The following is a 23,038-nucleotide window of genomic DNA, read 5'->3' as shown; positions in this document are numbered from 1 at the left end:
ATCCTGTCCCCGCAACCAAACCTTCCAGACAAAAACGGCCGCCTTTGTAGGGCGGCCGTTTTGCCGTGCGCCAACGCCAGCGGCAACAGCGCCGGCAGGAAAGGGCCTCGGCAAAGCGGCGAGCCAGACACCAACGCTTCGCCTTCGTCGCGCAGGACGGTTGGGACAGGAGCGCTTCAGAGCCGCTACGGTTCTACGCCTCGGCGGCCTCTTTAAGGCGCCGAATGACGTCCAACCAGGTCTGTTCTGCGGCTCTCCAATACGCTGCTTTATTGCGCCGGCTTTACGGGATTCGTCTGCCGCCGTTTGCCAGGATCGAGCTTGCTTCGATGCGAGGCGCTTGGCGCGCGTCCACCAGTCGCGCGCCGGGGCCTTCAGGCTGCGAGAGCGGGCGGAGAGGCGGTCCGGACGGGCGCGTTTGCGCCGCTCACCACACCCTGGTCACGGTGAAGCCCGCCTGGCGGTAGAGCTCCACCAGACCCTTGGGGCCGGGCAGGTGCAGCGCGCCGACCGCGACGAAGGCGCCGCCGGCGGCGATATGGGGCTGCGACCGCTCCGCCATCACCGCGTTGCGCCGGTCCACCAGCGTCTCCATGAACTCGGAATAGGCGGTGACGTCGAGGGCCCTGCCGAAGGTCTCGCCCTTCATCGCGAGGTACCAGCCGATCCGGCGGTCGCGGTAGAGCTGCAGGGTGGTGGCGCGCAGGTCCTCGCTCGCGGTCTGGCTCGCCAGAAGGTCGCGGATCATCCGGCGCGCGGTCTCGTCGGGCGTCTTGGCGACGGCGTCGAGCTGCTCGGTCACGCTTTCGAGCCCGACGATCTCGGCGCCGGCGTCCCGGCCGAGCGTCTCGACCTGCAGGTCGATGGTGCGCATCCCGTCCGCGATCCGCTTGGTCTCGCAGGGCGCGACTTGCAGCGTGACGCCGAGGAACCAGGGCTTGAGCGAGGCGGCGAGGGAGGCGGGCAGGCCGCTGGCCGCGATCCGGCGGCCGACCTCCGCACGCTGGGCCTCGTCGAGGCCCTCGAGCCCGCCGCCGCTGAAATCGACGCCATTGGCGGTGACGTAGGAGATAACCTCGGCCTGGGTGGCCGCTCCCGTGGCGTTCGCCACCTCGACCACGACGGTTTTGGCCGCGCCGAGCGCGTGGCGCGCCGGTTCGCTCAGCGCCACGAGATCCTTTTCGGTGGTGTGCATGGTGCCGAACAGATAGGAGGGCGCCGCGGCGCCCTCCGCCTCGATGCGCCAGAGCAGTCCTTCCGCGTTCGGCACGGCGCGGGCGTCGCGCTCGAAGGCGGCGTAGGCCTCCGGCCGTTCGGCGCGGACCTTCGCGACGAGGTCGACGCCGCCGCAGGCCGGCGCCTCGGCGAGGGCCGGGGCGGAGGCGAACGCGAGCGCGGCGAAAGCGAGGACGCCAAGGCGGCTGATCATGGGCAGGCTCCCGTGCGAAATCTTCGCCATCATGCCGGAGATGTCCGACGGCCGCGTTAATGGGACCGTTGAAAAACGAGGCCGTCCGCCATGTCCGAAGCGCCGGAGGGAGGGTGGCGCGCGTTGAGCGCCGACATGCTATAGCGGTCGCCATGCCGCTCAGCTCCGACGAGATCGAACGCTACGCCCGCCACATCGTGCTGCGGGAGGTCGGCGGGCCCGGCCAGCAGAAGCTCGCGAAAGCCCGCGTGCTGCTGGTGGGCGCCGGAGGGCTCGGCAGCCCGCTCGCGCTCTACCTCGCCGCCGCCGGCGTAGGGACCATCGGGATCGTCGACGACGACGTGGTCTCGCTGTCGAACCTGCAGCGGCAAGTGCTGCACGGGACGCCGGACGTCGGCCGGCCCAAGACGGACTCCGCCGTCGACGCGATCGCGCGCGTCAACCCGCATGTGACGGTCACGGCCCACCCGTTCCGGCTCGACGCCGCCAACGCGATGGAACTGATCGCCTCCTACGACCTCGTCGCCGACGGTTCGGACAGTTTCGCGACCCGCTACCTCGTCGCCGACGCCTGCGCGCTCGCCGCCCGGCCGCTGGTGACCGCCTCGCTCGGGACCTTCGACGGCGCGCTCACCACCATCCGCGCCCACGAGACCGGGCCGGACGGCGCGCCGAACCCGACCTGGCGCTGTCTGTTTCCGGAGCCGCCGCCGCCCGGGACCGTCGCGCCCTGCGCCGAGGCCGGGGTGCTCGGCGCCCTCGCCGGCATGATGGGCTCGATGATGGCGATCGAGGTGATCCGCGAGATCGTCGGCTTCGGGCAGGGCCTCGTCGGCCGGCTGCTCGTGGTTGACGCCCGCGCGATGCGCTTCGAGACGATCTCCTACGGCTGGGACCCGGACAACCCGGTCACCGGGACGGCGCCGACGATCCGCGACCTGTCGATCCACGCGCGCGGCTGAGCCTGGCGCCGGTCAGCGCGCCCAGACGAAGGCGCCGCCGGACCGACGCACCACTTTCAGGCTGTCCCCCGACCGGATCGCGAGATAGCAGGATTCCCGCCGGGCCTGGCCGAGCTTCATGCAGAAGCCGTCGTCGTCGAGCCGCCAGGTGCCGTCGGTCGCGGCGCCGGCGCGCCCGCCCGTGCGCGTCACCTTGCCGTTGGGCGTGAACACGAAATCCGAGCGGCCCCCGCGCGGGCCTGTGGTCGAAACCGTGCGGCCGTCGAACCAGCCGGTTTTCAGCGCGTCCGGCGCCACCAGCTCGGCGGCGGCCGACAGGCCCGGCAGGCCCGCGAGCGCGAAAAGCGCGACGGCGAGAACGGCCGCGGCGTGGCGGAAACGCCGCCTGGCGGCTGTAGGCTGCATGCGCATCGTTCCACCCCATGTTCATCGAATGTTCCATGAACATGGATCGCTGCCGCCACGGAGTCAATCGCCGGGTTGCATTCCCGCAAGCGTTCGCGTTGTCTCCCGCGGAGCGGCGCCGCTTAAGCCGGGGCCTGGAGCAGGACGGATGCGCGATGATCGGGTCCCCGCCATCATGCCGACGGAGCCCGCCCGGCGCGCAAAAACTCCGGCCAGCTGGTCGCTGTTCCAGCTATGTCCGCGGAGACTGCTGCCCGGAAACGGCCGCTATCGCCTTTGTTTCCAGAGGGATAGCGGCCGATCCAGAATAGCCGCTCAGAGATCGCGGTCCAGCGAAACGTGCGAGAGTTCATCAACGCGCGTGGTCCGCGCCTCCTGTCGCGCGGCGCGGACCGTCAGAGCATGGCGGGGAGCACGCGGTCCGGCGGGCGGTGGCCGTCAAAGAAGGTCTTGATGTTGACGATGACCTTCTCGCCCATGTCCATGCGGCCTTCGAGCGTGGCGGAGCCGAGATGCGGCAGCAGCACCACCTTGTTCTGGCGCGCGAGCTTCACGAGCTTGGGGTTCACGGCCGGCTCGTTCTCGAACACGTCCAGCGCCGCGCCGGCGAGCTCGCCCGCCTCCAGCATCCGCGCCAGCGCCAGTTCGTCGATCACCTCGCCGCGCGCGGTGTTGACGACATAGGCCTCCTTCTTCAGCAGCTTCAGCCGCCGCGCCGAGAGCAGGTGATAGGTCGCGGGCGTGTGCGGGCAGTTGACCGACACGATGTCCATGCGCGCGAGCATCTGGTCGAGGCTTTCCCAGTAGGTCGCCTCGAGCTGCTCCTCCACATGCGGCGAGACCCGCCGGCGGTTGTGGTAGTGGATCGACAGGCCGAAGGCTTTGGCGCGCCGCGCCACCGCCTGGCCGATGCGGCCCATGCCGACGATGCCGAGGCGCTTGCCCCAGATGCGGCGGCCGAGCATCCAGGTCGGCGACCAGCCGGTCCAGTCGTGCTCGTCCGGCACCACCCGCGCGCCTTCCGCGATCCGGCGCGGCACGGCGAGGATCAGGCCCATCGTCATGTCGGCGGTGTCTTCGGTCAGCACGCCCGGCGTGTTGGTGACGGTGATCCCGCGGTCGAGCGCGGTCTGCACGTCGATGTTGTCGATGCCGTTGCCGAAGTTCGCGATCAGCTTGAGGTTCGGGCCGGCCTGCGCCAGCACGGCGGCGTCGATGCGGTCCGTCACCGTCGGCACCAGCACGTCGGCGACGGCGAGCGCCTCGCCCAGCGCGCTCTGCGACATCGGCGCGTCGTCGTGGTTCAGCTGCGCGTCGAACAGCTCGCGCATCCGGGTCTCGACCACGTCCGGGAGCCGGCGCGTCACAACGACGAGCGGTCGCTTCTTCATGGCCGTCGACCTTTCCGGGGGCGCTCGGGCGTCACGGTTAATCCATCGTCAACGCGGACGCGGGATGCTGGCGGCCGTGCTCGGGCGGGGAACGTCCGCGCACGGCAGATGAGCCGTCTCTAACAGACGGCGGGCGGAACGCAATACGGCGACGAAAGACGGAGTTCTCCGGGGCATGACGACATCGATTTTCCGCCGCCTTCCGCGCGCCGCGGCGGCGGCCGCCGTGATCGCCGCGACGCTCGCGCCGGCGGGCGCCCGGGCTCAGGCCGCGAAGCCGGGCGAGGCCGGCGTCATGATCGGTCCGGTCTCGGGCCTGCCGATTCCGCGCTTCGTCAGCCTGAAGTCCGCCAAGGTCTATGTGCGGCAGGGCCCGACCAAGGAGCATCCGGTCGCCTTCGTCTACCGGCGGGCCGGCGAGCCGGTGGAGATCACCGCCGAATACGACAACTGGCGCCGCATCCGCGATTCCGAGGGCGCGGAAGGCTGGGTCTGGCACAGTCTGCTGTCCGGCCGGCGCACCGCGCTGGTCGCGCCCTGGTCGAAGGACGCGGCGCTGCCGATCCATGTGCGCGCGGGCGCCGACGCGCGGCTCGCGGCGCGGCTCGAGCCGAAGGTGCTGGTGGAGGCCCGCCGCTGCGACGGGAGCTGGTGCCGCGTCGAGGGCGACGGCTTCGACGGCTGGATCGAGCAGAACCGGCTATGGGGCATCTATCCCGGCGAGCGGTTCGACTGACGGCGGAGGCAGGAATGACGCCAGCGGATGCTTGTCTTGTTCTGCCAGTTGATTTTGATGAATGTGAGGCAATCATCATTGCTAAAGGATGGCTCTCTGATGTCAAAGCTGTCGTAGGTGAAGCTAGGTACAGCCTCACATTCTATGATCCAGTGCGTCTTGTTGAGGAAGCTGAAGACGAAATGGAGAAAGGAGGAATCTTTTTCGAGCAAAATCTAGTCATCGTGCGATCTGTGACGCGATCCAACATGGAGAAGGCGTTAGTGTTTCTGGTCACCACAGGCCAGATCGCCGCGCTCGTGGCCGATTGACCGAATGGGGCGGGCGTTGGGCGAGCGATTGTTCGCCTGCACGCCAAGATTGCGGACTAAATCAGAGCGCCCTCGCGCGGCTCGCGGCCCGGCTCAAGCCGAAGGTGTTGGTGGAGGCCCGCAGCTGCGACGGAAGCTGGCGCCGCGTCGAGGGCGACGGCTTCGACGGCTGGATCGAGCAGAACCGGCTGTGGGGCGTCTACCCCGGCGAGCGGTTCTACCGAGCGTCTCAGGGCGCGTCGCAGCCGGGCGCGTCGAACAGGGCGCGCAGCCCGCAGGGCGAGGTCAGCATGGCGTCGCCATTGTGCCCGACGCCGGCGACCCGCCTCAGGACGTGGCGGAAGCCGTCCGGATGTCGTGCTGACAGGTAGTCGAAGTAGTTCAGGCCGCGGGCGAGCCGGTTCGGCCCCTGGGCCTCCGCCGCGCAGCTCCTGTCGAGCGCGCGATGGTTCGGATCGGCGTCCTTGGCGCCGAGCAGCATCACGACGTCGCGGGCCACGTACTCCGCCTCGAGCGTCGGCGCGTCGCGGTCGGCGGCGTAGGGCGGCCGGTCCTGCAGGCCGTATTTCCAGCGGTCGACGTCGGGACAGGCCTTCGGATCGGTCGGCGTCGAGCGATCGGCCGAAAAGTAGAGATAGGACGACGGGTTCGCGACCACGAAGCGCATGCGGACGCCGAGCCGCGCCAGCGCGGCGTCCTTCCGGAACGCCGCCGCGTAGCGCTGAACCACCTGACCGCCGGCCGAATGACCGGCGATGACGATCTGGCGGAGGTTCGGAAACAGCGCGCGGTCGGCCAGCCGGTCCATAATCGCGTCGAGCGCCTCGAACGAGCTCACCGGCGCAGGGCCCGTCGCCGGTTCGCCGCCCATCCAGCCCTCCGCCGTCCAGCGCAGCGTGTCCGGGGGCAGGTCTCGGGCCGGGATATCCTGATCGGCCAGGAATTGCGGGGTGACCAGCAGGGTTTCCGCCTGAGCCTCCGGTCCTGCGGCCACAAGCGCCGTCTCGGCGGAGCGGCGGTAGACGACGGCGTTTCGAAGGCGCCCGTGGATCACGGTCACGGCGCGGGTCACGCTCGGATCGGGCTTCGACCAGTCGCGCGAGACATAGAGACGGAAGACGCCCGCGCCCGCGGCGCCGGTGACGGGGAGGGGCGTGTCCGCGACGACCTTGACCGCCTCGCGATGCGAGGGGGCCGCAGCGGCGGGCCGATCTATGCCCAAGACTGCTCCGGAGATCAGAAGACCTGTCAGGAGCGCGACAGGCGCGGAGCGGGAGGCCTTGCCGGCGGGCGTCAAGGAAAAAGGCCGCCTCGGCGTGAGGCGGCCTTTCTTCACACTCGCGGGTCCGGTCAGGCCGTCACCCCTTGCGGCGCAGGCGCACCACGACGTCCACCCGCGAAATCTCCATGCCTTCCGGAATGTCCGGCAGGCGGTCGACCGAGACGTGCGCGCCGGGGATGTCGAACAGCTTGTTGTCGTCCTCGACCAGGAAGTGGTGGTGCTCGGTCACGTTGGTGTCGAACCAGGTCTTGGAGCCGTCGACCGCGAGCTCGCGCAAGAGGCCCACCTCGGTGAACTGGTGCAGCGTGTTGTAGACGGTCGCGAGCGACACCGGCACGCGGGCGCGCATCGCCTCCTCATGCAGGATTTCCGCGGTCACGTGGCGGTCGCCCTTGGCGTAGAGCAGACGCCCAAGGGCGATGCGCTGGCGGGTCGGCCGCAGGCCGGAGTCGCGCAGCATCCCTCCCACGTCGCGGGCGACGCAGAGCGACGGGCGAAGGCCGCAGTCTGAAGCCGCGGCGACCGCGCTGGCGGCGGCGGTGGTCGTGTTCGTCTCGGCCATCGTCGGTCTCGGACAATCTCTTACGCTGGGGCGTCCCCGGTCCGGCGGAGCCGGGCGTGGCGCGCATAATGACGGCCCTGCAAGAGACGCAGGGCGCTCGTGCGTTCAAAATAGCCTGCCGCGGCGCAGCGATCAACCTCCGGCGTTCGGGGCGCTTTCCGGTCGCCGAGCATGTGTGCTAGCAAAGCCGCGCCCGCGCGCCGGATCGCCGCGCGGCTCAGGGATCGAGCAGAGGACGCCGACGGAGCGACATGAGCGAACGCAAGGCCAGCTTTGAGTATGAGGATCTTCTGGCCTGTGGGCGCGGAGAGCTTTTCGGCGGCGGCAACGCCCAGCTTCCGCTTCCGCCGATGCTGATGTTCGACCGCATCTCGGAGATCTCCGAGACCGGCGGCCCGAACGACAAGGGCTTCGTCCGCGCCGAGCTCGAAGTGCGGCCGGACCTCTGGTTCTTCGACTGTCACTTCAAGGGCGATCCGGTGATGCCGGGCTGCCTCGGACTGGACGCCCTGTGGCAGATGACCGGCTTCTTCCTCGGCTGGCTCGGCGCGCCGGGGCGGGGCCGGGCGCTCGGCACCGGCGAGATCAAGTTCACGGGTCAGGTTCTGCCCAGCGTGAAGAAAGTCGTCTACGGCGTCGACTTCAAGCGCGTCGTGCGCGGCCGCCTCACGCTCGGCATCGCCGACGGCTGGCTTCAGGCGGACGGCGAGACCATCTACCAAGCCAAGGATCTGAAGGTGGGTCTGTTCAAGGCCGACGCCGCGGCGGCCTGAGCGCCGCTTCGGTCTAAGGCTCGGGATCAACGGCCCCTCCGCCGCGCGCGCCTCGCGATCAGGGTCGCGAGCCCCGGCGCGGGGCCATTCACAGGACTGGGAGGCTCCCCATGAGACGCGTCGTCGTCACCGGCATGGGCATCGTGTCGTCGATCGGAAACTCCACGCAGGAGGTGGTCGCCGCCCTGCGGGAAGCGAAGTCGGGCATCACCCGCGCCGAGCAGTTCGCCGCCCACGGATTCAGGTGTCAGGTCCAGGGCGCGCCCACGCTCGACGCCGCTGAGGTGGTCGACCGCCGCGCCATGCGCTTCCACGGCGGCGGCTCGGGCTGGAACCACGTCGCCATGGATCAGGCGATCCGGGACTCCGGGCTCGAGGAGAGCGACATCTCCAACGAGATGACCGGCATCATCATGGGCTCGGGCGGGCCGTCCACCAAGGTCGTGGTCGAGGCCGCCGACATCACCCGCGAGAAGGGCGGCCCGAAGCGGATCGGCCCGTTCGCGGTGCCGAAGGCGATGTCGTCGACCGCCTCGGCGACGCTCGCGACCTGGTTCAAGATCAAGGGCGTGAACTACTCGATCTCGTCGGCCTGCGCGACGTCGAGCCACTGCATCGGCAACGCCGCCGAGATGATCCAGTGGGGCAAGCAGGACGTCATGTTCGCGGGCGGCTGCGAGGAGCTCGACTGGACGCTGTCGAACCTGTTCGACGCCATGGGCGCGATGTCGAGCAAGTACAACGACACGCCCGCCACCGCCTCGCGCGCCTATGACAAGAACCGCGACGGCTTCGTCATCGCCGGCGGCGCGGGCGTGCTGGTGCTCGAGGAGTACGAGCGGGCCAAGGCGCGCGGCGCGAAGATCTACGCCGAGCTGACCGGCTACGGCGCGACCTCCGACGGCTACGACATGGTCGCTCCCTCCGGCGAGGGCGCGGTGCGCTGCATGCGGCAGGCGATGAAGACGGCGCGCAATCCGATCGACTACGTCAACCCGCATGCGACCTCGACCCCGGTCGGCGACCTCAAGGAGATCGAGGCGCTGCGCGCGGTGTTCGGCGACAAGTGCCCGCCGATCTCCGGCACCAAGTCGCTCACCGGGCATTCGCTCGGCGCCGCCGGCGTGCAGGAGGCGATCTATTCGCTGCTGATGATGCAGAGCGGCTTCATGGCCGAGAGCGCCCACATCGAGGAGCTCGACCCGGCCTTCGCCGACATGCCGATCCTGCGCGAGCGGACCGACAAGACCCTGAACGCCGTGATGTCGAACTCCTTCGGCTTCGGCGGCACCAACGCCACGCTGGTGTTCGAACGGGTGTGACGCCGACCGTCATCCCGGCCGAAGCGGCTTGAGCCCGCGCAGAGCCGGGATCGTCATCAGAATGAAGCTCATGTCCGGACGACGATCCCGGATCTTCGCTTCGCTCCGTCCGGGATGACGCGAACGTCCCCGGCGCATCCTTCGGAGGGGCGCATGGTCGCCGGACTTCTTTCAGGCAAGCGCGCCCTCGTCATGGGCGTCGCCAACGACCACTCCATCGCCTGGGGCTGCGCCAGGGCGCTGGCCGAGGCCGGCGCCGAGATCGCCTTCACCTATCAGGGCGAGGCCTTGGGCAAGCGCGTGCGGCCGCTGGCGGAGAGCGTCGGCTCCGATCTCGTGCTCCCGTGCGACGTCGAGGACATCGCCTCGGTCGACGCGGTGTTCGCGGCGCTGAAGGAGCGCTGGGGCGGGCTCGACCTGCTGGTCCACGCCATCGGCTTCTCCAACAAGAACGAGCTGAAGGGCCGCTACGCCGACACCACCCGCGAGAACTTCTCGCGCACCATGGTGATCTCGGCCTTCTCCTTCACCGAGATCGCGAAGCGCGCCGCCGAGCTGATGACGGGCGGCGGCGCGATGATCACGCTGACCTATGGCGGCGCGACCCGCGTCATGCCGAACTACAACGTCATGGGCGTCGCCAAGGCCGCGCTGGAGGCGAGCGTGCGCTACCTCGCCGCCGACTACGGCCCGCAGGGGATCCGCGTCAACGCGATCTCCGCCGGCCCGGTGCGGACGCTCGCCGGCGCCGGCATCGCCGACGCCCGGCTGATGTACGAGCACCAGCGCCGTCACGCGCCGCTCCGCCGCCCGATCACCATCGAGGACGTCGGCGGCGCCGCGCTCTATCTGCTTTCCGGCCTGTCGTCGGGCGTCACCGGCGAGGTCCACTTCGTGGACGCCGGCTACAACATCATCTCGATGCCGCGCACCGAAAGCCTGAAGACGATCGTCGCGGCCGAGGACGCGGCCGAAAAGGCGGCGCAGGGCTGACAAGCCGGAGGGCCGCGCAGGAGCGTCCGGTCCGGGCGAATGGCTGCGGTCCGGCTGACGCGCTTCTCGCGCGCCCCGGCGCAGGCATACTCGCCGCGATGATCCGCCCGTTCGATCCCCGCCGCCTCGCCGCGGCGCTCAAACCCAGCGACGCCCGCAAGCACACGCGGTTCGAGGACGCGGTCGCGTTCTGCATCGCGGTGGTGCTGATCGGCTTCGGGCTCGCGCTGCTGCAGGCGGCGGGGCTCGCGACCGGCGGCGTCGCCGGCATCGCGCTGATCCTGCATTTCGCCACCGGCTGGCCGGCGGGGCTGCTGTTCCTGCTGGTGAACGCGCCGTTCTACGCGCTGGTGTTCCGCACCATGGGGCGCGAGTTCGGACTGAAGACGCTGATCGTCAACGCGATGCTGGCTGGCTTCGGGGCGCTCGCGCCGCACGCCTTCGCGATCGACGTCCGCAGCGAGCCGTTCGCGGCGGTCGCCGGCGGCGTGCTGCTCGGCATGGGCGTGCTCGCGCTCGCCCGCCATCGCGCGAGCGTCGGCGGATTCAGCGCGCTCGCGATCTACCTGCAGGAGCGCGGCGTCATGCGCGCCGGCCTCGCCCAGGCGCTGACGGACTGCCTCGTGATCGCCTGCGCCGCCGCCGTGCTCGACCCCCGGCACGTCGCGCTTTCGGTGCTCAGCGCGGTGGTGCTGAGCGTCGTTCTCGTCCTCAACCACAAGCCAGGCCGCTACTCCGGCTTCTGACCGCGGCGGCTTCCTCCCCGAATCTGGACGCCTTTTGGGCATGCCTCGGACTCGCCTTCCGTGCGGCGCGCCATAGGTTGCGATGCACAAGGCGGGCGAACGGCGTCGGGGTTTCGACGCGCAGGCCCCGCCGCATCTCAACAGGGCGACGGGACGAACATGTGCGGAATCTGCGGTGAAGCGACCTTTCTCGGTCAGCCGGCGTCGGTCGAGGCCGTCGCCGCGATGGCCGGGTGCATGGTGGCGCGCGGTCCCGACGGCGAGGGCGTGGTCGCCCGCGGCCGCGTCGCCTTCGGCCACCGGCGGCTGAAGATCATCGACCTGTCGGAGCGCGCCGAGCAGCCGATGGTGGACCCGGCGCTCGGCCTGACCATCGTGTTCAACGGCTGCATCTACAACCACAAGGAGCTGCGCGCCGAGCTCGAGGCCAAGGGCCACGTCTTCTTCTCCGACGGCGACACCGAGGTCATCATCAAGGGCTGGAAGGAGTGGGGGACCGAGCTGCCGAAGAAGCTGTTCGGCATGTTCGCCATCGCCATCCACGAGCGCGACTCGGGCCGCGTCATCCTGATCCGCGACCGGCTCGGCATCAAACCGCTGTACATCTCCGAGGGCGCGGGCCGCGTCCGGTTCTCGTCTTCCCTGCCGTCGCTGCTGAAGGCGGGCGGGGTCGACACCGCGATCGATCCGGTCGGGCTCAACGCCTACATGAGCTTCCACTCGGTGGTGCCGGCCCCGCGCACCATCCTCGCGGGCGTCCGCAAGCTGCCGCCCGCAACCTTGCGCATCTACGAGCCGGACGGTCGCACCAAGGAGGAGGTCTACTGGACGGTCTCCTACGACCGCTCGGCGGCCGACGTGGCGCGCTCGTTCGAGGAGTGGCGCGAGCAGGTGCACGAAGGCCTGCGCACCGCCGTGAAGCGCCGCATGGTGGCGGACGTGCCGGTCGGCGTGCTGCTGTCGGGCGGCGTCGATTCCAGCGTCGTGGTGGCCCTGCTCTCCGAGCTCGGGCACCAGAACGTCGAGACCTTCTCGATCGGCTTCGAATCCCGCGGCGGCGAGGAGGGCGACGAGTTCAAGTATTCGGACATCGTCGCGCAGCGCTTCGGCACCAAGCACCACAAGATCACGATCGAGGAGCGGCGCATGCTCGACGCGCTGCCCGGCGCGGTCGAGGCCATGTCCGAGCCGATGGTCAGCCACGACTGCGTGGCCTTCTACCTGCTGTCGGAGGAGGTCCGGAAGCACGTCACCGTGGTGCAGTCGGGGCAGGGCGCCGACGAGATCTTCGCGGGCTACCACTGGTACCCGCCGGTCGCGGCCTCCAACGCGCCGGCCGCGGACTACGCCCGCGCGTTCTTCGACCGCGACCACGCGCGCTACCTCGCGCATGTGACGGAGGCCTACGCCACCGCCGACGACGCCCGCGCCTTCGTCGAGGACCATTTCGACACGCCCGGCGCCGACGACGCGGTCGACAAGGCGCTTCGGCTCGACAGCCTGGTGATGCTGGTCGACGACCCGGTGAAGCGCGTCGACAACATGACCATGGCCCATTCGCTGGAGGCGCGCGTGCCGTTCCTCGACCACGAGCTGGTCGAGCTCGCGGCGCGCATTCCGGGCGAGCACAAGCTCGCCGACGGCGGCAAGGGCGTGCTGAAGGACCTCGCGCGCCAGATCGTGCCGAGGGAGATCGTCGACCGGCCCAAGGGCTACTTCCCCGTGCCGGGGCTGAAATACCTTGAAGGCCAGACGCTCGAGATGGTCCGCGACGCGCTGGGCAGCCAGGCGGCGCGCGAGCGCGGCCTGTTCCGGCCGGAGTATCTGGAGACCCTGTTCGCGGACCCGCAGGCGCATATCACGCCGCTGAGGGGCTCCGAACTGTGGCAGTGCGCGCTGCTGGAGATCTGGCTCCAGACCCACGGCGTTTGAACGAACGGAAAGCGGGACGGTGGCGATGACGGCGATGCAGACGCAACACGGCGAGCGGTCGGCCGCGCGCGGCGACGGCCAACCGACGGGAGCGCCCGGGGTCAAGGCGAACGCGATCGTCGACTGCGGGTGGGGCCGACTGCTGTTCGGCCAGACCTTCCAGGACCCGGCGCTTCTGGCCGAGGCGCTGCGCGAGGAGGGGCCGGAAGCCCGCGACATCGCGGTCTATGTCGACGATCCGCACGTGCTGCTGGCGCAGGCCCCGCTTGAGCTGTTCCTTGATCCGAGCCACATGTTCCGCCTCGATCTCGAGGCCTACGAGCCGTCGAGCCGCGGCCAGCGCGCCTTCAACGTGCGCCGCCTCGCCCGGCCTTTCGACGCCGAGGAGGTGAACCGCATCTACGCCTCGCGCCACATGGTGACGGTGCGCCCCGACTTCTTCGAGCGCCACGCCGGCGGCGACGCCGTGATCCATCTCGTCGCCGAGGACGCGCGCACCCACGCCGTCATCGGCACGGTGACCGGCGTCGACCATGGCCGCTCCTTCGGCGATCCGGAGGGCGGATCGTCGCTCTGGTGCCTTGCGGTCGACCCGCAGGCGCCCCATCCCGGCGTCGGCGAGACGCTGGTGCGCAGGCTCGCCGAGACGCTGGCCGAACAGGGCGCCCGCTCGATGGACCTGTCGGTAATGCACGACAACGCGCAGGCGATCGCGCTCTACGAGAAGCTCGGCTTCGTCCGCATCCCGACCTTCTCGGTGAAACGCAAGAACTCGATCAACGAGCGCTTGTTCGTGGGCGACCAGGGAACGGAAGGGCTCAACCCCTACGCCCGGATCATCGTCGACGAGGCGCGCCGCCGCGGCATCGGCGTCGACGTCACCGACTCCGAGGGCGGGTTCTTCCGCCTGACCCATGGCGGGCGCTCGATCCTGTGCCGCGAGTCGCTGAGCGAGCTGACCACCGGCGTCGCCATGTCGATCTGCGACGACAAGGCCGTCACCCGCCGCGCGGTGTCGCGCGCGGGCGTCACGGTGCCGGACCAGATCGAGGCCGGCGACCGCGCGAAGCTGGAGGATTTCCTGAAGCGCTACGGTTCGGTGGTGGTGAAGCCCGCCCGCGGCGAGCAGGGCCGCGGCATTTCGGTCGGGCTCGAGACCGTCGAGGAGACCGAGGCGGCGATCGAGCGCGCGCGCGCCTTCTGCGACCGCGTGATCGTGGAGCAGAAGGCGGAGGGCGAGGACCTTCGGCTCATCGTCATCGACTTCAAGCTGGTGGCCGCCGCGGTGCGGCGCCCCGCGCAGATCACCACGGACGGCCGTTCATCCGTGCGCGACCTGATCGCGGCGCAGAGCCGACGCCGCTCCGCCGCGACCGGCGGCGAGAGCTCGATCCCGATCGACGCCGAGACCGAGCGCTGCGTGCGCGCGGCGGGCTTCGCGCTCGATGACGTCGCGCCGTCCAACCAGACCATCGTCGTGCGCAAAACGGCGAACCTGCACACCGGCGGCACGATCCACGACGTCACCGGCGTGGTGCATCCGACGCTGGTGGACGCCGCGGTGAAGGTGGCGCGCGCGATCGACATACCCGTGGTGGGCGTCGACTTCATGGTCCGCGCTCCGCACGAGCCGACCTACGCCTTCATCGAGGCGAACGAGCGGCCCGGCCTCGCCAACCATGAGCCGCAGCCGACGGCCGAGCGCTTCGTCGACCTGCTGTTCCCGCTGTCGGTGCCGACGGCGGTGCGCCGTCACGGGCTCGGCTGAAGCGCGGCCGGAGCGCCGCGCTTGTTCGACGGGCGCGACGCCTGAAATCATCAGGCCCTAGATGCCTGCGCCGAGGTCCACGAAGTCGCGCAGCAGCGTCTGCGGGCTCCGACGCTCCAGACCGTTCGCGAGATAGTAGCTCTGCGCCGAGATCTCCGGCGCCGCCGTGATCTCCCACCATTCCGGGCGCGTGAGCGGCCCGATGGCGAAAAGCCAGTCCGAGGGCGTCGCGTACCTGTCGACCACGGCGCAGCCGAACGTCTTGACGCCGAGGCCGAGGTCGTCGGCCACGAGCAGTCCGCGCTCCTTCAGCTTGATGTAGGCCGGCTCGTTCAGGTCGTCGAACGAGGAGCGGGGGCCGGTGCAGTTGACGATCGTGTCGACCTCGATCCCGACGGTCTCGCGCGAACCGCGCGGACGCAGGTTCACGAGGGCGCCGGACGGCGTGCGCTTCAGGCCGTCGATGCGGCCGGCCCGGACCTGAAGGCGGCCCGACCGCACGAGCTGGTCGATCGGCGACGCCACGGCCCCGGCCATGCGGTGACGGTGCACGTCCCAGATGGTGCGGCCGTGGCGCAGGAAGCGGCGGCGCTCGTCCCGGCTCCACGAAGTCCAGACGCTCGCAAGGCTCGGACGCGCCGCGTCGATCACGCGCTGCCATGGCACGCCCTGCGCCGCCGCCTCGCGCGCCTCCCGCTTGAGCAGGCGCAAGGCCGCCAGCGGCGTCAGCGGCCGGTCCTCGAAGGCGTTTCGCCACTGGCCGCCATGGACATGGCGGTTCGGCAGCAGGCCCCGGCGCGACAGCGCGATGATCGGGCCTTGGTGACCGTTGCGCGCGAGGCGCAGCGCCACGTCGACCATCGTAAGGCCCGAGCCGATCAGCAGCACCGTCGCGCCGCTGGCGGGCAGCCGGTCCTTGTGCACGTCCCAGGGGTCGGGAATGAACACAGGCGAGTCCAGCACGCCCTCGTCCCTGAAGCGGGGCGTCTTCGGCGGCAGGTTGCCGGTGGCGAGCACGACGTGCGTGCCGCGCAGAACGCGTCCGTCGCGCAGGAGCGCGTAGGGCTCCCCCTCTCGGCCGATCTCGACGACGTCGCCGCGAACGCGCGTCAGCCGGCCCGCGAGCACGTTCCGCTCGGTGACGTCCTCGATGTAGTCGCCGAAGGACCGGCGGGACACGAAGGAATCCTTCAAGCCGCCGTCGTCGGCGTTGAGCTCGTGCGGACGGTTCGCGCCCAGCCAGTCCTGGAAGGACGGCGACAGCCCGACCTCCATGCGGAACAGCGGCACGTTGAGCAGGTGCTCAGGGTCGCAGGCGCCGTAGGCGACGCCGCGGCCGAGCGCGCCGGCCCGTTCGATCAGGACGACGCGGTTGGCCGGATTCTCGATTGCGCGCAGCGCGAGAAGCGAGCCGCTCAGCCCTCCTCCGACAACGAGGATGGTGCGCGGCTTCGTCACTTCAGCAGACATGGAGACGTGTCCGGGAGGAGTAATCATAGTTCTTCTGTCGAATTACCATATTCTATCCGCCGCACCACCGGAGCGGAGCCGAAGCGGGCCGCAGGCGACGATCGGGCGCAGGAGCCTTCCGCGCCCGCGGCGGCGAAGATCGCCTGTCCGGGCCGCGCCGGACCGGGCCGCGCCGCGTGAACGTCGGGATGACGCGCCGGCCACCGCGCCCTAAACAGAGGCGAGCCGAATCACCCTGTTCCCGCTGCGAGGCCTCATGGCGCGTCTTGATGTCGACATCGATTATCTCGGCGAGCAGCTTAAGGCTCTGCTCCGAATTCCGAGCCCGACCGGGTTCACCGACACGATCACCCATGCGGTGGTCGACGAGCTTCAGCGGCTGGGCGTCGAGCCGGAGGTGACGCGGCGCGGCGCGATCCGCGCCAAGCTGAAGGGCAAGGCGAAGGATCCGTCGCGCGCGCTGATCGCGCATCTCGACACCCTCGGCGCGCAGGTGAAGTACCTGAAGCCCAATGGGCGGCTCGAGCTGGTCCCGATCGGCAACTGGTCCGCGCGCTTCGCCGAAGGCGCGCGCTGCACGGTCTTCACCGAGGCCGGCGCCTATCGCGGCTCGATCCTGCCGCTGAAGGCGTCGGGCCACACCTACGCCGACGAGATCGACACCCAGCCGACCGGCTGGCCCTATGTGGAGGTGCGCGTCGACGCTCTCGTGCGCGACGTTCCGGACCTGAACCGGCTGGGCTTCCATGTCGGCGACGTGGTGGCGATCGATCCCGAGACCGAGTTTCTCGACAACGGCTTCATCGTCTCCCGCCACCTCGACGACAAGGCCGGCGTCGCGATCCTGCTCGCGACGCTGAAGGCGATGATCGACTCGGGCAAGAAGCCCCCGGTCGACACATGGTGGGTGTTCTCGATCGCCGAGGAGGTCGGCGTCGGCGCCTCCGCGGTGCTGCCGCACGACGTCGCCGCCATGGTGACGATCGACAACGGCACCACCGCGCCGGGGCAGGCCTCCGACGAGTTCGGCGTGACCATCGCCATGGCCGACCAGACCGGACCGTTCGACTACCATCTCACCCACGAGCTGATCCGGCTCGCGCGCGACAACGACATCCGCCACCAGCGCGACGTGTTCCGCTACTACCGGTCGGACAGCGCGTCGGCGATCGAGGCCGGCGCCGACGTGCGCACCGCGCTCGTGACCTTCGGCATCGACGCGAGCCACGGCTATGAGCGCATCCACATGCACGCGCTGCGCTCCCTCGCCGAGCTGATGACCGCCTATGTGACGAGCCCGATCGACATCAAGCGCGACGCCAAGCCGGTCGGGTCGATCGAGGGGTTCCCGCATCAGCCGACCGAGCCGGCCGAGCCGGACATCGAGCCGACCGAGGAGCTGCGCGCCGGCGAGTAGGCTACTTGATCGCCAGCACCTGGATCACGGCCGGGCCGAGGATGACCACGAAGATCACCGGCAGGAAGAACACGATCATCGGCACGGTCAGTTTCGGCGGCAGGGCGGCGGCCTTCTTCTCGGCCTCGGCCATGCGCATGTCGCGGCTGTCCTGGCCGAGCACGCGCAGCGCCGTGCTGACCGGCGTGCCGTATTTGTCGGCCTGGATCAGGGCGGTGGCGACCGATTTGACGGAGTCGAGGCCGGTGCGCGCGCCGAGGTTCTCGTAGGCCTGCCGGCGGTCCTGCAGGTAGGACATCTCCGCCATCGCGAGCGTCAGCTCTTCGGCGAGCGCGACCGACTGCGAGCCGATCTCGTCCGCGACCTTGCGGAAGGCGGCCTCGATCGACATGCCGGATTCGACGCAGATCAGCATCAGGTCGAGCGCGTCCGGAAAGGCGCGCTTCATCGACAACTGGCGCTTTGCGGTCTGGTTCTGGAGATAGAGCTCGGGCGCCTTGATGCCGAGGTAGGTCGCGAAGATCACGCCGCCGAGGCGGACCGGCCAGGTGAGGCCGAAGTCGTTGATCAGGAACAGGTAGATCAGCGCGATCGCCATGAAGGCGAGCGGCGCGACGAGCCGGAAGAACAGGAACGTGACCATCGCTCCGGGCCCGCGATAGCCGGCCATCTGCAGCCGTTCCTTGGCGTCCTCGGTCCCGAGGTGCTTCGCCAGGTTGAACTGGCTGACCACGTTCTGCATGTAGGCCTTGGGCTCGCGCTTGAGCCCCTTGCGCTCGCCGCGCGCCAGCCGCTCCCGCTCCCGCGCGCGGATCTTCGAGCGCTCGAGCGCGACCGATTTCATCCGCTTGTTGAGCGCGTCGCCCGCGAACAGCGGCATCGCGAAGGTCAGCACCGTCGCCGCCGCGGCGACCGCCGCGAGCAGCATCGCGACCGAGCGCGGATCGCTGGCCATTCTGAAGAGCTCGTTGATCACCCGACGTTCCCCGTGGTCTTCAGAAATCGAAGTTGATCATCTTCCGCATGATCAGGACGCCCGTAAGCATCAGCACGCCCGAGCCGACGAGCATCACGCGGCCGAGGTCGGTGGTCCACATCAGGTTCATGTAGCTCGGGTTGAGCACGGCGATGATCATGACGGTGATGATCGGCAGCGAGCCGATGATGGCGGCCGAGGCTTTCGCCTCCATGCTCATCGCCTGGATCTTGGCCTTCATCTTCTTGCGGTCGCGCAGCACGCGCGCGAGGTTGCCGAGCGCGTCCGAAAGGCTGCCGCCGGACTTCGACTGGATCGCGATGACGATGCCGAAGAAGTTCGCCTCGGGCACCGGCATGCGCTCGTAGAGCTTGCCCACGGCTTCGGCCAGCGGGATGCCGACGGTCTGCGCCTCCACGATGGAGCGGAACTCGCCCTTGACCGGCTCCTGGGTCTCGTTCGCGACGATGCGGATGCAGTCGCCGAGCGGGAGGCCGGCTTTCAGGCCGCGCAGGATCACCTCGACGGCGTTGGGAAGCTCGAGCAGGAAGCGGGCGATCCGGCGCTTCTTGAGGAAGGTGAGGATCCAGCGCGGGAGCCCAAGGCCGCCGACGAAGGCGCCGGCGAGGCCCGCGAGCGGTTCGCCGGTTCCGGCGAGCGCGGCGAACCCGAGCCCAACCGCGAGGCCCAGGCTGAGGAGATAGAACTGCTTCTTCGTCCAGTTCAGCCCGGCCTGATCGATGCGCATCTTCAGGTTGGGGCGGTTGATGCGCTTCTGGCGCTCGTCGAGCGCCTTCAGGCTGTCCGCGACCTGTCCGCGCCGCAGGCTCTCCGCCGCGGCTTCGGTCGCCGTTCGGCGGCGGTCGACGCCGCCGAACGCGCGCTGCCGCTGCTCGAGGCGCTTCTCGCCCGACAGGAACGGGTAGATCAGGGCATAGGCCGCTCCGCCCGCCGCGACGGCGGCGAGGAGGATGACGGGCAGGCGCTCCATATCCATCTGTGCGGCCGATCCGTGGGTTAGGCGACCCGGGTGGGGGTGTCGACGTCCATCGCGTCGATCGCGGCGGCGAGGCGGTTCTCCTCGCCGAAGTAGCGCGCGCGCTCCCAGAACCGCGGCCGGCCGATGCCGGTGGAGCGGTGCCGGCCGATCAGGCGCTTGTTCGCGTCCTCGCCGAGGATGTCGTAGAGCAGGATGTCCTGCGTGATCACCACGTCGCCTTCCATGCCCATCACCTCGGTCACGTGGGTGATGCGGCGCGAGCCGTCGCGCAGGCGCGACGCCTGGACGATGACGTCGACCGAGGTGCAGATCATCTCCTTGATCGTCTTGGACGGCAGCGTGAAGCCGCCCATGGTGATCATGGATTCGAGACGCGACAGGGCTTCGCGCGGCGAGTTGGCGTGCAGCGTCCCCATCGAGCCGTCATGGCCGGTGTTCATGGCCTGCAGCAGGTCGAAGGCCTCGGGTCCGCGCACCTCGCCCACGATGATCCGCTCGGGACGCATGCGCAGGCAGTTCTTGACGAGGTCGCGCATCGTGACCTGGCCTTCGCCTTCGAGGTTCGGCGGGCGGGTCTCGAGGCGCACCACATGCGGCTGCTGGAGCTGGAGCTCGGCGGCGTCCTCGCAGGTGATGATGCGCTCGTCCTCGTCGATGTAGCGCGTGAGGCAGTTGAGCAGCGTGGTCTTGCCCGACCCCGTGCCGCCCGAGATCAGGACGTTGCAGCGGACGCGGCCGATGATCTTGAGGATCTCGGCGCCTTCCGGGCTGATCGAGCCGAAGCGCACGAGCTGGTCGAGCGTCAGCTTGTCCTTCTTGAACTTCCGGATCGTGAGCGTCGGGCCGTCGAGCGCGAGCGGCGGCGCGATCACGTTGACGCGGGAGCCGTCCGGGAGACGCGCGTCGCAGATCGGCGAGCTTTCGTCGACGCGGCGGCCGACCTGGCTGACGATGCGCTGGCAGATGTTCAGGAGCTGGGCGTTGTCGCGGAAGCGCACCGCCGTCGCCTGCACCTTGCCGGCGACTTCGATGTAGGTGCGGTCGGCGCCGTTGACCATGATGTCCGCGATGTCGTCGCGGGCGAGCAGCGGCTCCAGCGGGCCGTAGCCGAGGACGTCGTTGCAGATGTCGTCGAGCAGCTCCTCCTGCTCGGCGATCGACATCACCACGTTCCGGATCGCGATGATCTCGTTGACGATGTCGCGGATTTCCTCGCGCGCGCTCTCGGTGTCGAGGCGGGCGAGCTGAGCGAGGTCGATCGCCTCGATCAGGGCGCCGAAGATGCGGCTCTTCGTCTGGTAGTACTCTTCGTTGCGGCGGCCGTCGGAAGCCACCGGAGGCGGTACGGCGCTGGGCGACGCCGGGCGTGGCTCGGGCTCCGGCGCAGCGATCGGCGCGACGTTGATCAACGGCGCGCCGAGGCCCGCCGCGATCGTGTTCCGCGTGAAGCCGGCGGCGCCCGAAGGCGTCGGCGATCCGCGTTTTCCGAACATGCGATCCGCTCCTCTTCCCGCACCGACCGGAAGGTCAGCCGGCCTTCTTCCGGTTCATGCGAGCCATCAGCGGCTCCAGGAACGCGCGCTTGGCCGCGCGCGCTTCCGAACGGCCGGTGAGGCGCTTGGCGAGATCGACGAAGATGTCGTTGATCTTGTTGCTCGGAGCGGTCTCCGCGATCATCTGGCCGTTGTTCGCGGCGGCGCCGAACAGCGCCGGGTCGAAGGGGATGATCGCCGCCGCCTCGAGATCCAGCGCCTTGCAGAAGTCGCTCGGCTTGATCTCGGCGCGCTTGGGCATGCCGGCCTGATTGATCACCAGCCGGGCGGCCGCGTCGTTGGGACGGGCGGCCTTGAGCAGGTCGATCAGGTTCTTGGCGTTGCGCAGGTTGGCGAGGTCGGGCGAGGCCACGATCACGACCTCGTCGGCCGAGATCAGCGCGCGCTTCGACCATGCGGTCCAGACGTGCGGCACGTCGAGCACGCTGCAGGGCACGTTCGAGCGCATGATGTCGAGCAGCGGATCGAACACGTCCTCGTGGAAGTCGTACACGCGGTCGAGGGTCGCCGGCGCGGCGAGCAGCGAGAGCTGCTCCGTGCACTTCGACAGCAGGCGGTCGACCAGGGCGCCGTCGAGGCGGTCCGGGGCGAACACGATCTCGGCGACGCCCTGCGGCGGGTCCTGGTTGAAGTTCAGGCCTGCGGTGCCGAAGGCGAGGTCGAGATCGACCACCACGCTGTCGAGCTTGAGCTGGCGCGCGATCGCCCAGGACACGTTGTGGGCGATCGTCGACGCGCCGACGCCGCCCTTGGCGCCGACGAAGGCGATCGTGCGGCCGACCGGATCGGCGCCCGGGGCGCGGAAGATCTCGGACAGCGAGCGCACGAGATCGACCACGCCGAAGGGCGGGACGAGATAGTCGCTCACGCCCTGCCGCATCAGCTCGCGGTAGAGCAGCACGTCGTTGACCTGGCCGATCACGACCACCTTGGTGCCCGCGTCGCAGACCTCGGCGAGGCGCTGCAACGTGTCGATCAGCCGCTCGCGGTGGGCGTCGCCCTCGATGACGACGACGTTGGGCGTCGGCGCGGCCTTGTAGGCCTCGGTGGCGGCCAGGCCGCCGCCCATCTGGACCTTGACGTGCGCCTTCTCCATCCGGCGGTCCGTCGTCACCTGCTCGATGAGGCGGGCGATCTCCGGCGTCTCGCAGAAGGCCTGGATCGACACGCGCGGCAGCGGCGCGATCACTTCCGAGGGGGAGGCGCCGGAACGGGCGCCCGCGGCGTAGTCCCCGGTGTAGATGCGATCGGTCACTGGGCGCCTCCCGTGTTGCTGGCCCGGACGCCTTCGGTCTTGTAGCGGGCGGAAGTGACCTCGCCGACGCGGTGCTTCTCAATCACCGTCTGGCGGCGACCGGCGTAGATCGGCGTCTCCGTCCGCGGGCGGGCGAGGTCTTCCGGATCGGCCACGACCGCCGCGAGGTTCTGCTGCGTCGCGCAGCCGAAGTTCCAGTAGTCGCGGTTCTGGGTCGCGCCGTACCAGTCGCCGCCGCCGTTGCCCATGTCGTCCGGCCACAGGCCGCAGGGGTGCGGGACCTCGGCCTTGAGCTTCACATAGCCGAGCTTGATGGGCGCCAGATGGTCGGGGCCGGAGGCGGAGTAGCGCTGCGTGAGCACCGCGGTCGACGGCACGCCCGCCGAGGCGAGGGTCGCGCGGAGCGCGGAGGCCGAATAGGCCGCCGCTGCGTCGCTTGCGCCGCCACGGGGCACCATCATGGCGAGCGGGCCGCGCCCGTTCTTGCGCCAGTCCGCCGCGAAGGCGCGGATGTCCTCCTTCTGGCGCGCGGTGAGCCCGTCGCGGCCCGCCCCGACGGGCAGGTCGAGCCGCGCCGCGCCTTCGGTCAGCACGATCGGATGCCGCTGGTCATACTGCTGCGGGTAGTCGTCGGCGACGATCCGGTCGCCGTGGCAGCCCGCGAGCGTGACGGAGGACGCCGCCACGAGCAGGACGCCGAGCCTGGCGCGCGTCGATGATGAGAGAAAGGACTTCATCGGTCAGAACTCCGGGAG

21 protein-coding genes and 1 pseudogene are annotated in these 23,038 nt (G+C 69.7%); 11 read left to right on the top strand and 11 right to left on the bottom strand.

Going from position 1 to position 23,038, the window contains the following annotated elements:
• Positions 1-427 precede the first annotated feature (427 nt).
• Entirely contained in the window at positions 428-1,429 is a 1,002-nt protein-coding gene (locus tag ACFSCV_RS13120) for a TraB/GumN family protein (RefSeq protein ID WP_378800034.1), read from the bottom strand.
• Positions 1,430-1,581: 152 nt separating this feature from the next.
• Here ACFSCV_RS13120 and ACFSCV_RS13115 point away from each other — a divergent pair, with 152 nt between their 5' ends.
• A complete protein-coding gene (locus tag ACFSCV_RS13115) occupies positions 1,582-2,391 on the top strand; it encodes a HesA/MoeB/ThiF family protein (RefSeq protein ID WP_378800033.1) in 810 nt (269 codons plus the stop codon).
• A gap of 12 nt (positions 2,392-2,403) precedes the next feature.
• On the opposite strand, the gene ACFSCV_RS13110 is transcribed toward ACFSCV_RS13115, so the two are convergent.
• Together ACFSCV_RS13110 and ACFSCV_RS13105 are read right to left on the bottom strand one after the other, a co-directional pair.
• A complete protein-coding gene (locus tag ACFSCV_RS13110; protein WP_378800032.1) occupies positions 2,404-2,796 on the bottom strand; it encodes a hypothetical protein in 393 nt (130 codons plus the stop codon).
• Between the two features lie 395 nt (positions 2,797-3,191).
• Entirely contained in the window at positions 3,192-4,187 is a 996-nt protein-coding gene (locus ACFSCV_RS13105) for a 2-hydroxyacid dehydrogenase (RefSeq protein ID WP_378800031.1), read from the bottom strand.
• A gap of 175 nt (positions 4,188-4,362) precedes the next feature.
• On the opposite strand from ACFSCV_RS13105, the gene ACFSCV_RS13100 reads away from it, so the two are divergent.
• From ACFSCV_RS13100 to ACFSCV_RS13090, 3 genes and pseudogenes are all read left to right on the top strand, one after another.
• A complete protein-coding gene (locus tag ACFSCV_RS13100; RefSeq protein ID WP_378800030.1) occupies positions 4,363-4,923 on the top strand; it encodes an SH3 domain-containing protein in 561 nt (186 codons plus the stop codon).
• A 14-nt stretch (positions 4,924-4,937) separates the two neighbouring features.
• A complete protein-coding gene (locus tag ACFSCV_RS13095) occupies positions 4,938-5,234 on the top strand; it encodes a hypothetical protein (RefSeq protein ID WP_378800029.1) in 297 nt (98 codons plus the stop codon).
• A pseudogene (locus ACFSCV_RS13090) lies at positions 5,231-5,419 on the top strand (SH3 domain-containing protein); the annotation flags it as partial. The gene ACFSCV_RS13095 and the pseudogene ACFSCV_RS13090, both read left to right, overlap by 4 nt.
• A gap of 44 nt (positions 5,420-5,463) precedes the next feature.
• Here the strand turns inward: ACFSCV_RS13090 and ACFSCV_RS13085 are convergent.
• Entirely contained in the window at positions 5,464-6,456 is a 993-nt protein-coding gene (locus tag ACFSCV_RS13085; RefSeq protein WP_378800028.1) for an alpha/beta hydrolase, read from the bottom strand.
• A 136-nt stretch (positions 6,457-6,592) separates the two neighbouring features.
• Entirely contained in the window at positions 6,593-7,078 is a 486-nt protein-coding gene (gene irrA, locus ACFSCV_RS13080) for an iron response transcriptional regulator IrrA (protein WP_378800027.1), read from the bottom strand.
• A 251-nt stretch (positions 7,079-7,329) separates the two neighbouring features.
• On the opposite strand from irrA, the gene fabA reads away from it, so the two are divergent.
• The 6 genes from fabA to ngg all read left to right on the top strand — a co-directional run bounded on the left by fabA (position 7,330) and on the right by ngg (position 14,612).
• Positions 7,330-7,851 (top strand): 3-hydroxyacyl-[acyl-carrier-protein] dehydratase FabA, encoded by a 522-nt coding sequence (gene fabA, locus ACFSCV_RS13075; protein WP_378800026.1) that lies wholly within the window; start codon positions 7,330-7,332, stop codon positions 7,849-7,851.
• 110 nt (positions 7,852-7,961) lie between these two features.
• Positions 7,962-9,173 carry a beta-ketoacyl-ACP synthase I gene (fabB, locus tag ACFSCV_RS13070; protein WP_378800025.1) on the top strand — a complete coding sequence of 404 codons (1,212 nt, stop codon included), beginning with the start codon at positions 7,962-7,964 and terminating at the stop codon, positions 9,171-9,173.
• Between the two features lie 153 nt (positions 9,174-9,326).
• Entirely contained in the window at positions 9,327-10,166 is an 840-nt protein-coding gene (gene fabI, locus ACFSCV_RS13065) for an enoyl-ACP reductase FabI (RefSeq protein ID WP_378800024.1), read from the top strand.
• A 98-nt stretch (positions 10,167-10,264) separates the two neighbouring features.
• Complete coding sequence (locus ACFSCV_RS13060; RefSeq protein WP_378800023.1) at positions 10,265-10,912, top strand: YitT family protein; 648 nt, start codon at positions 10,265-10,267, stop codon at positions 10,910-10,912.
• Between the two features lie 159 nt (positions 10,913-11,071).
• Complete coding sequence (locus ACFSCV_RS13055; protein WP_378800022.1) at positions 11,072-12,844, top strand: N-acetylglutaminylglutamine amidotransferase; 1,773 nt, start codon at positions 11,072-11,074, stop codon at positions 12,842-12,844.
• Positions 12,845-12,878: 34 nt separating this feature from the next.
• On the top strand, positions 12,879-14,612 hold the full coding sequence (gene ngg, locus ACFSCV_RS13050) for an N-acetylglutaminylglutamine synthetase (RefSeq protein WP_378800021.1): 1,734 nt from the start codon (positions 12,879-12,881) through the stop codon (positions 14,610-14,612).
• 57 nt (positions 14,613-14,669) lie between these two features.
• Here ngg and ACFSCV_RS13045 read toward each other — a convergent pair whose 3' ends face one another.
• Positions 14,670-16,082: an FAD/NAD(P)-binding protein gene (locus ACFSCV_RS13045; RefSeq protein WP_378800020.1), complete on the bottom strand. Its 1,413-nt coding sequence runs from the start codon at positions 16,080-16,082 to the stop codon at positions 14,670-14,672.
• Positions 16,083-16,338: 256 nt separating this feature from the next.
• Here ACFSCV_RS13045 and ACFSCV_RS13040 point away from each other — a divergent pair, with 256 nt between their 5' ends.
• A complete protein-coding gene (locus tag ACFSCV_RS13040; RefSeq protein WP_378800019.1) occupies positions 16,339-17,499 on the top strand; it encodes an osmoprotectant NAGGN system M42 family peptidase in 1,161 nt (386 codons plus the stop codon).
• Between the two features lies 1 nt (position 17,500).
• Here the strand turns inward: ACFSCV_RS13040 and ACFSCV_RS13035 are convergent, their stop codons facing one another.
• From ACFSCV_RS13035 to ACFSCV_RS13015, 5 genes are read right to left on the bottom strand one after another with little or no spacing between them, the layout of a single operon-like run.
• Positions 17,501-18,475, bottom strand: a complete 975-nt coding sequence (locus ACFSCV_RS13035) for a type II secretion system F family protein (protein ID WP_378800018.1) — start codon at positions 18,473-18,475, stop codon at positions 17,501-17,503.
• Between the two features lie 19 nt (positions 18,476-18,494).
• Positions 18,495-19,472 carry a type II secretion system F family protein gene (locus tag ACFSCV_RS13030; protein ID WP_378800017.1) on the bottom strand — a complete coding sequence of 326 codons (978 nt, stop codon included), beginning with the start codon at positions 19,470-19,472 and terminating at the stop codon, positions 18,495-18,497.
• 20 nt (positions 19,473-19,492) lie between these two features.
• A complete protein-coding gene (locus ACFSCV_RS13025) occupies positions 19,493-20,968 on the bottom strand; it encodes a CpaF family protein (RefSeq protein ID WP_378800016.1) in 1,476 nt (491 codons plus the stop codon).
• Between the two features lie 34 nt (positions 20,969-21,002).
• Positions 21,003-22,271, bottom strand: a complete 1,269-nt coding sequence (locus ACFSCV_RS13020) for an AAA family ATPase (protein WP_378800037.1) — start codon at positions 22,269-22,271, stop codon at positions 21,003-21,005.
• An 8-nt stretch (positions 22,272-22,279) separates the two neighbouring features.
• Positions 22,280-23,020: a CpaD family pilus assembly protein gene (locus ACFSCV_RS13015; RefSeq protein ID WP_378800015.1), complete on the bottom strand. Its 741-nt coding sequence runs from the start codon at positions 23,018-23,020 to the stop codon at positions 22,280-22,282.
• Positions 23,021-23,038: the final 18 nt, after the last annotated feature.

Origin of the sequence: Methylopila henanensis (assembly GCF_042681025.1) — a bacterium.
Classification (GTDB): domain Bacteria; phylum Pseudomonadota; class Alphaproteobacteria; order Rhizobiales; family Methylopilaceae; genus Methylopila; species Methylopila henanensis.
Note: the sequence above shows the minus strand (reverse complement) of the source record. Positions and strands in the feature narration are given on the sequence as shown.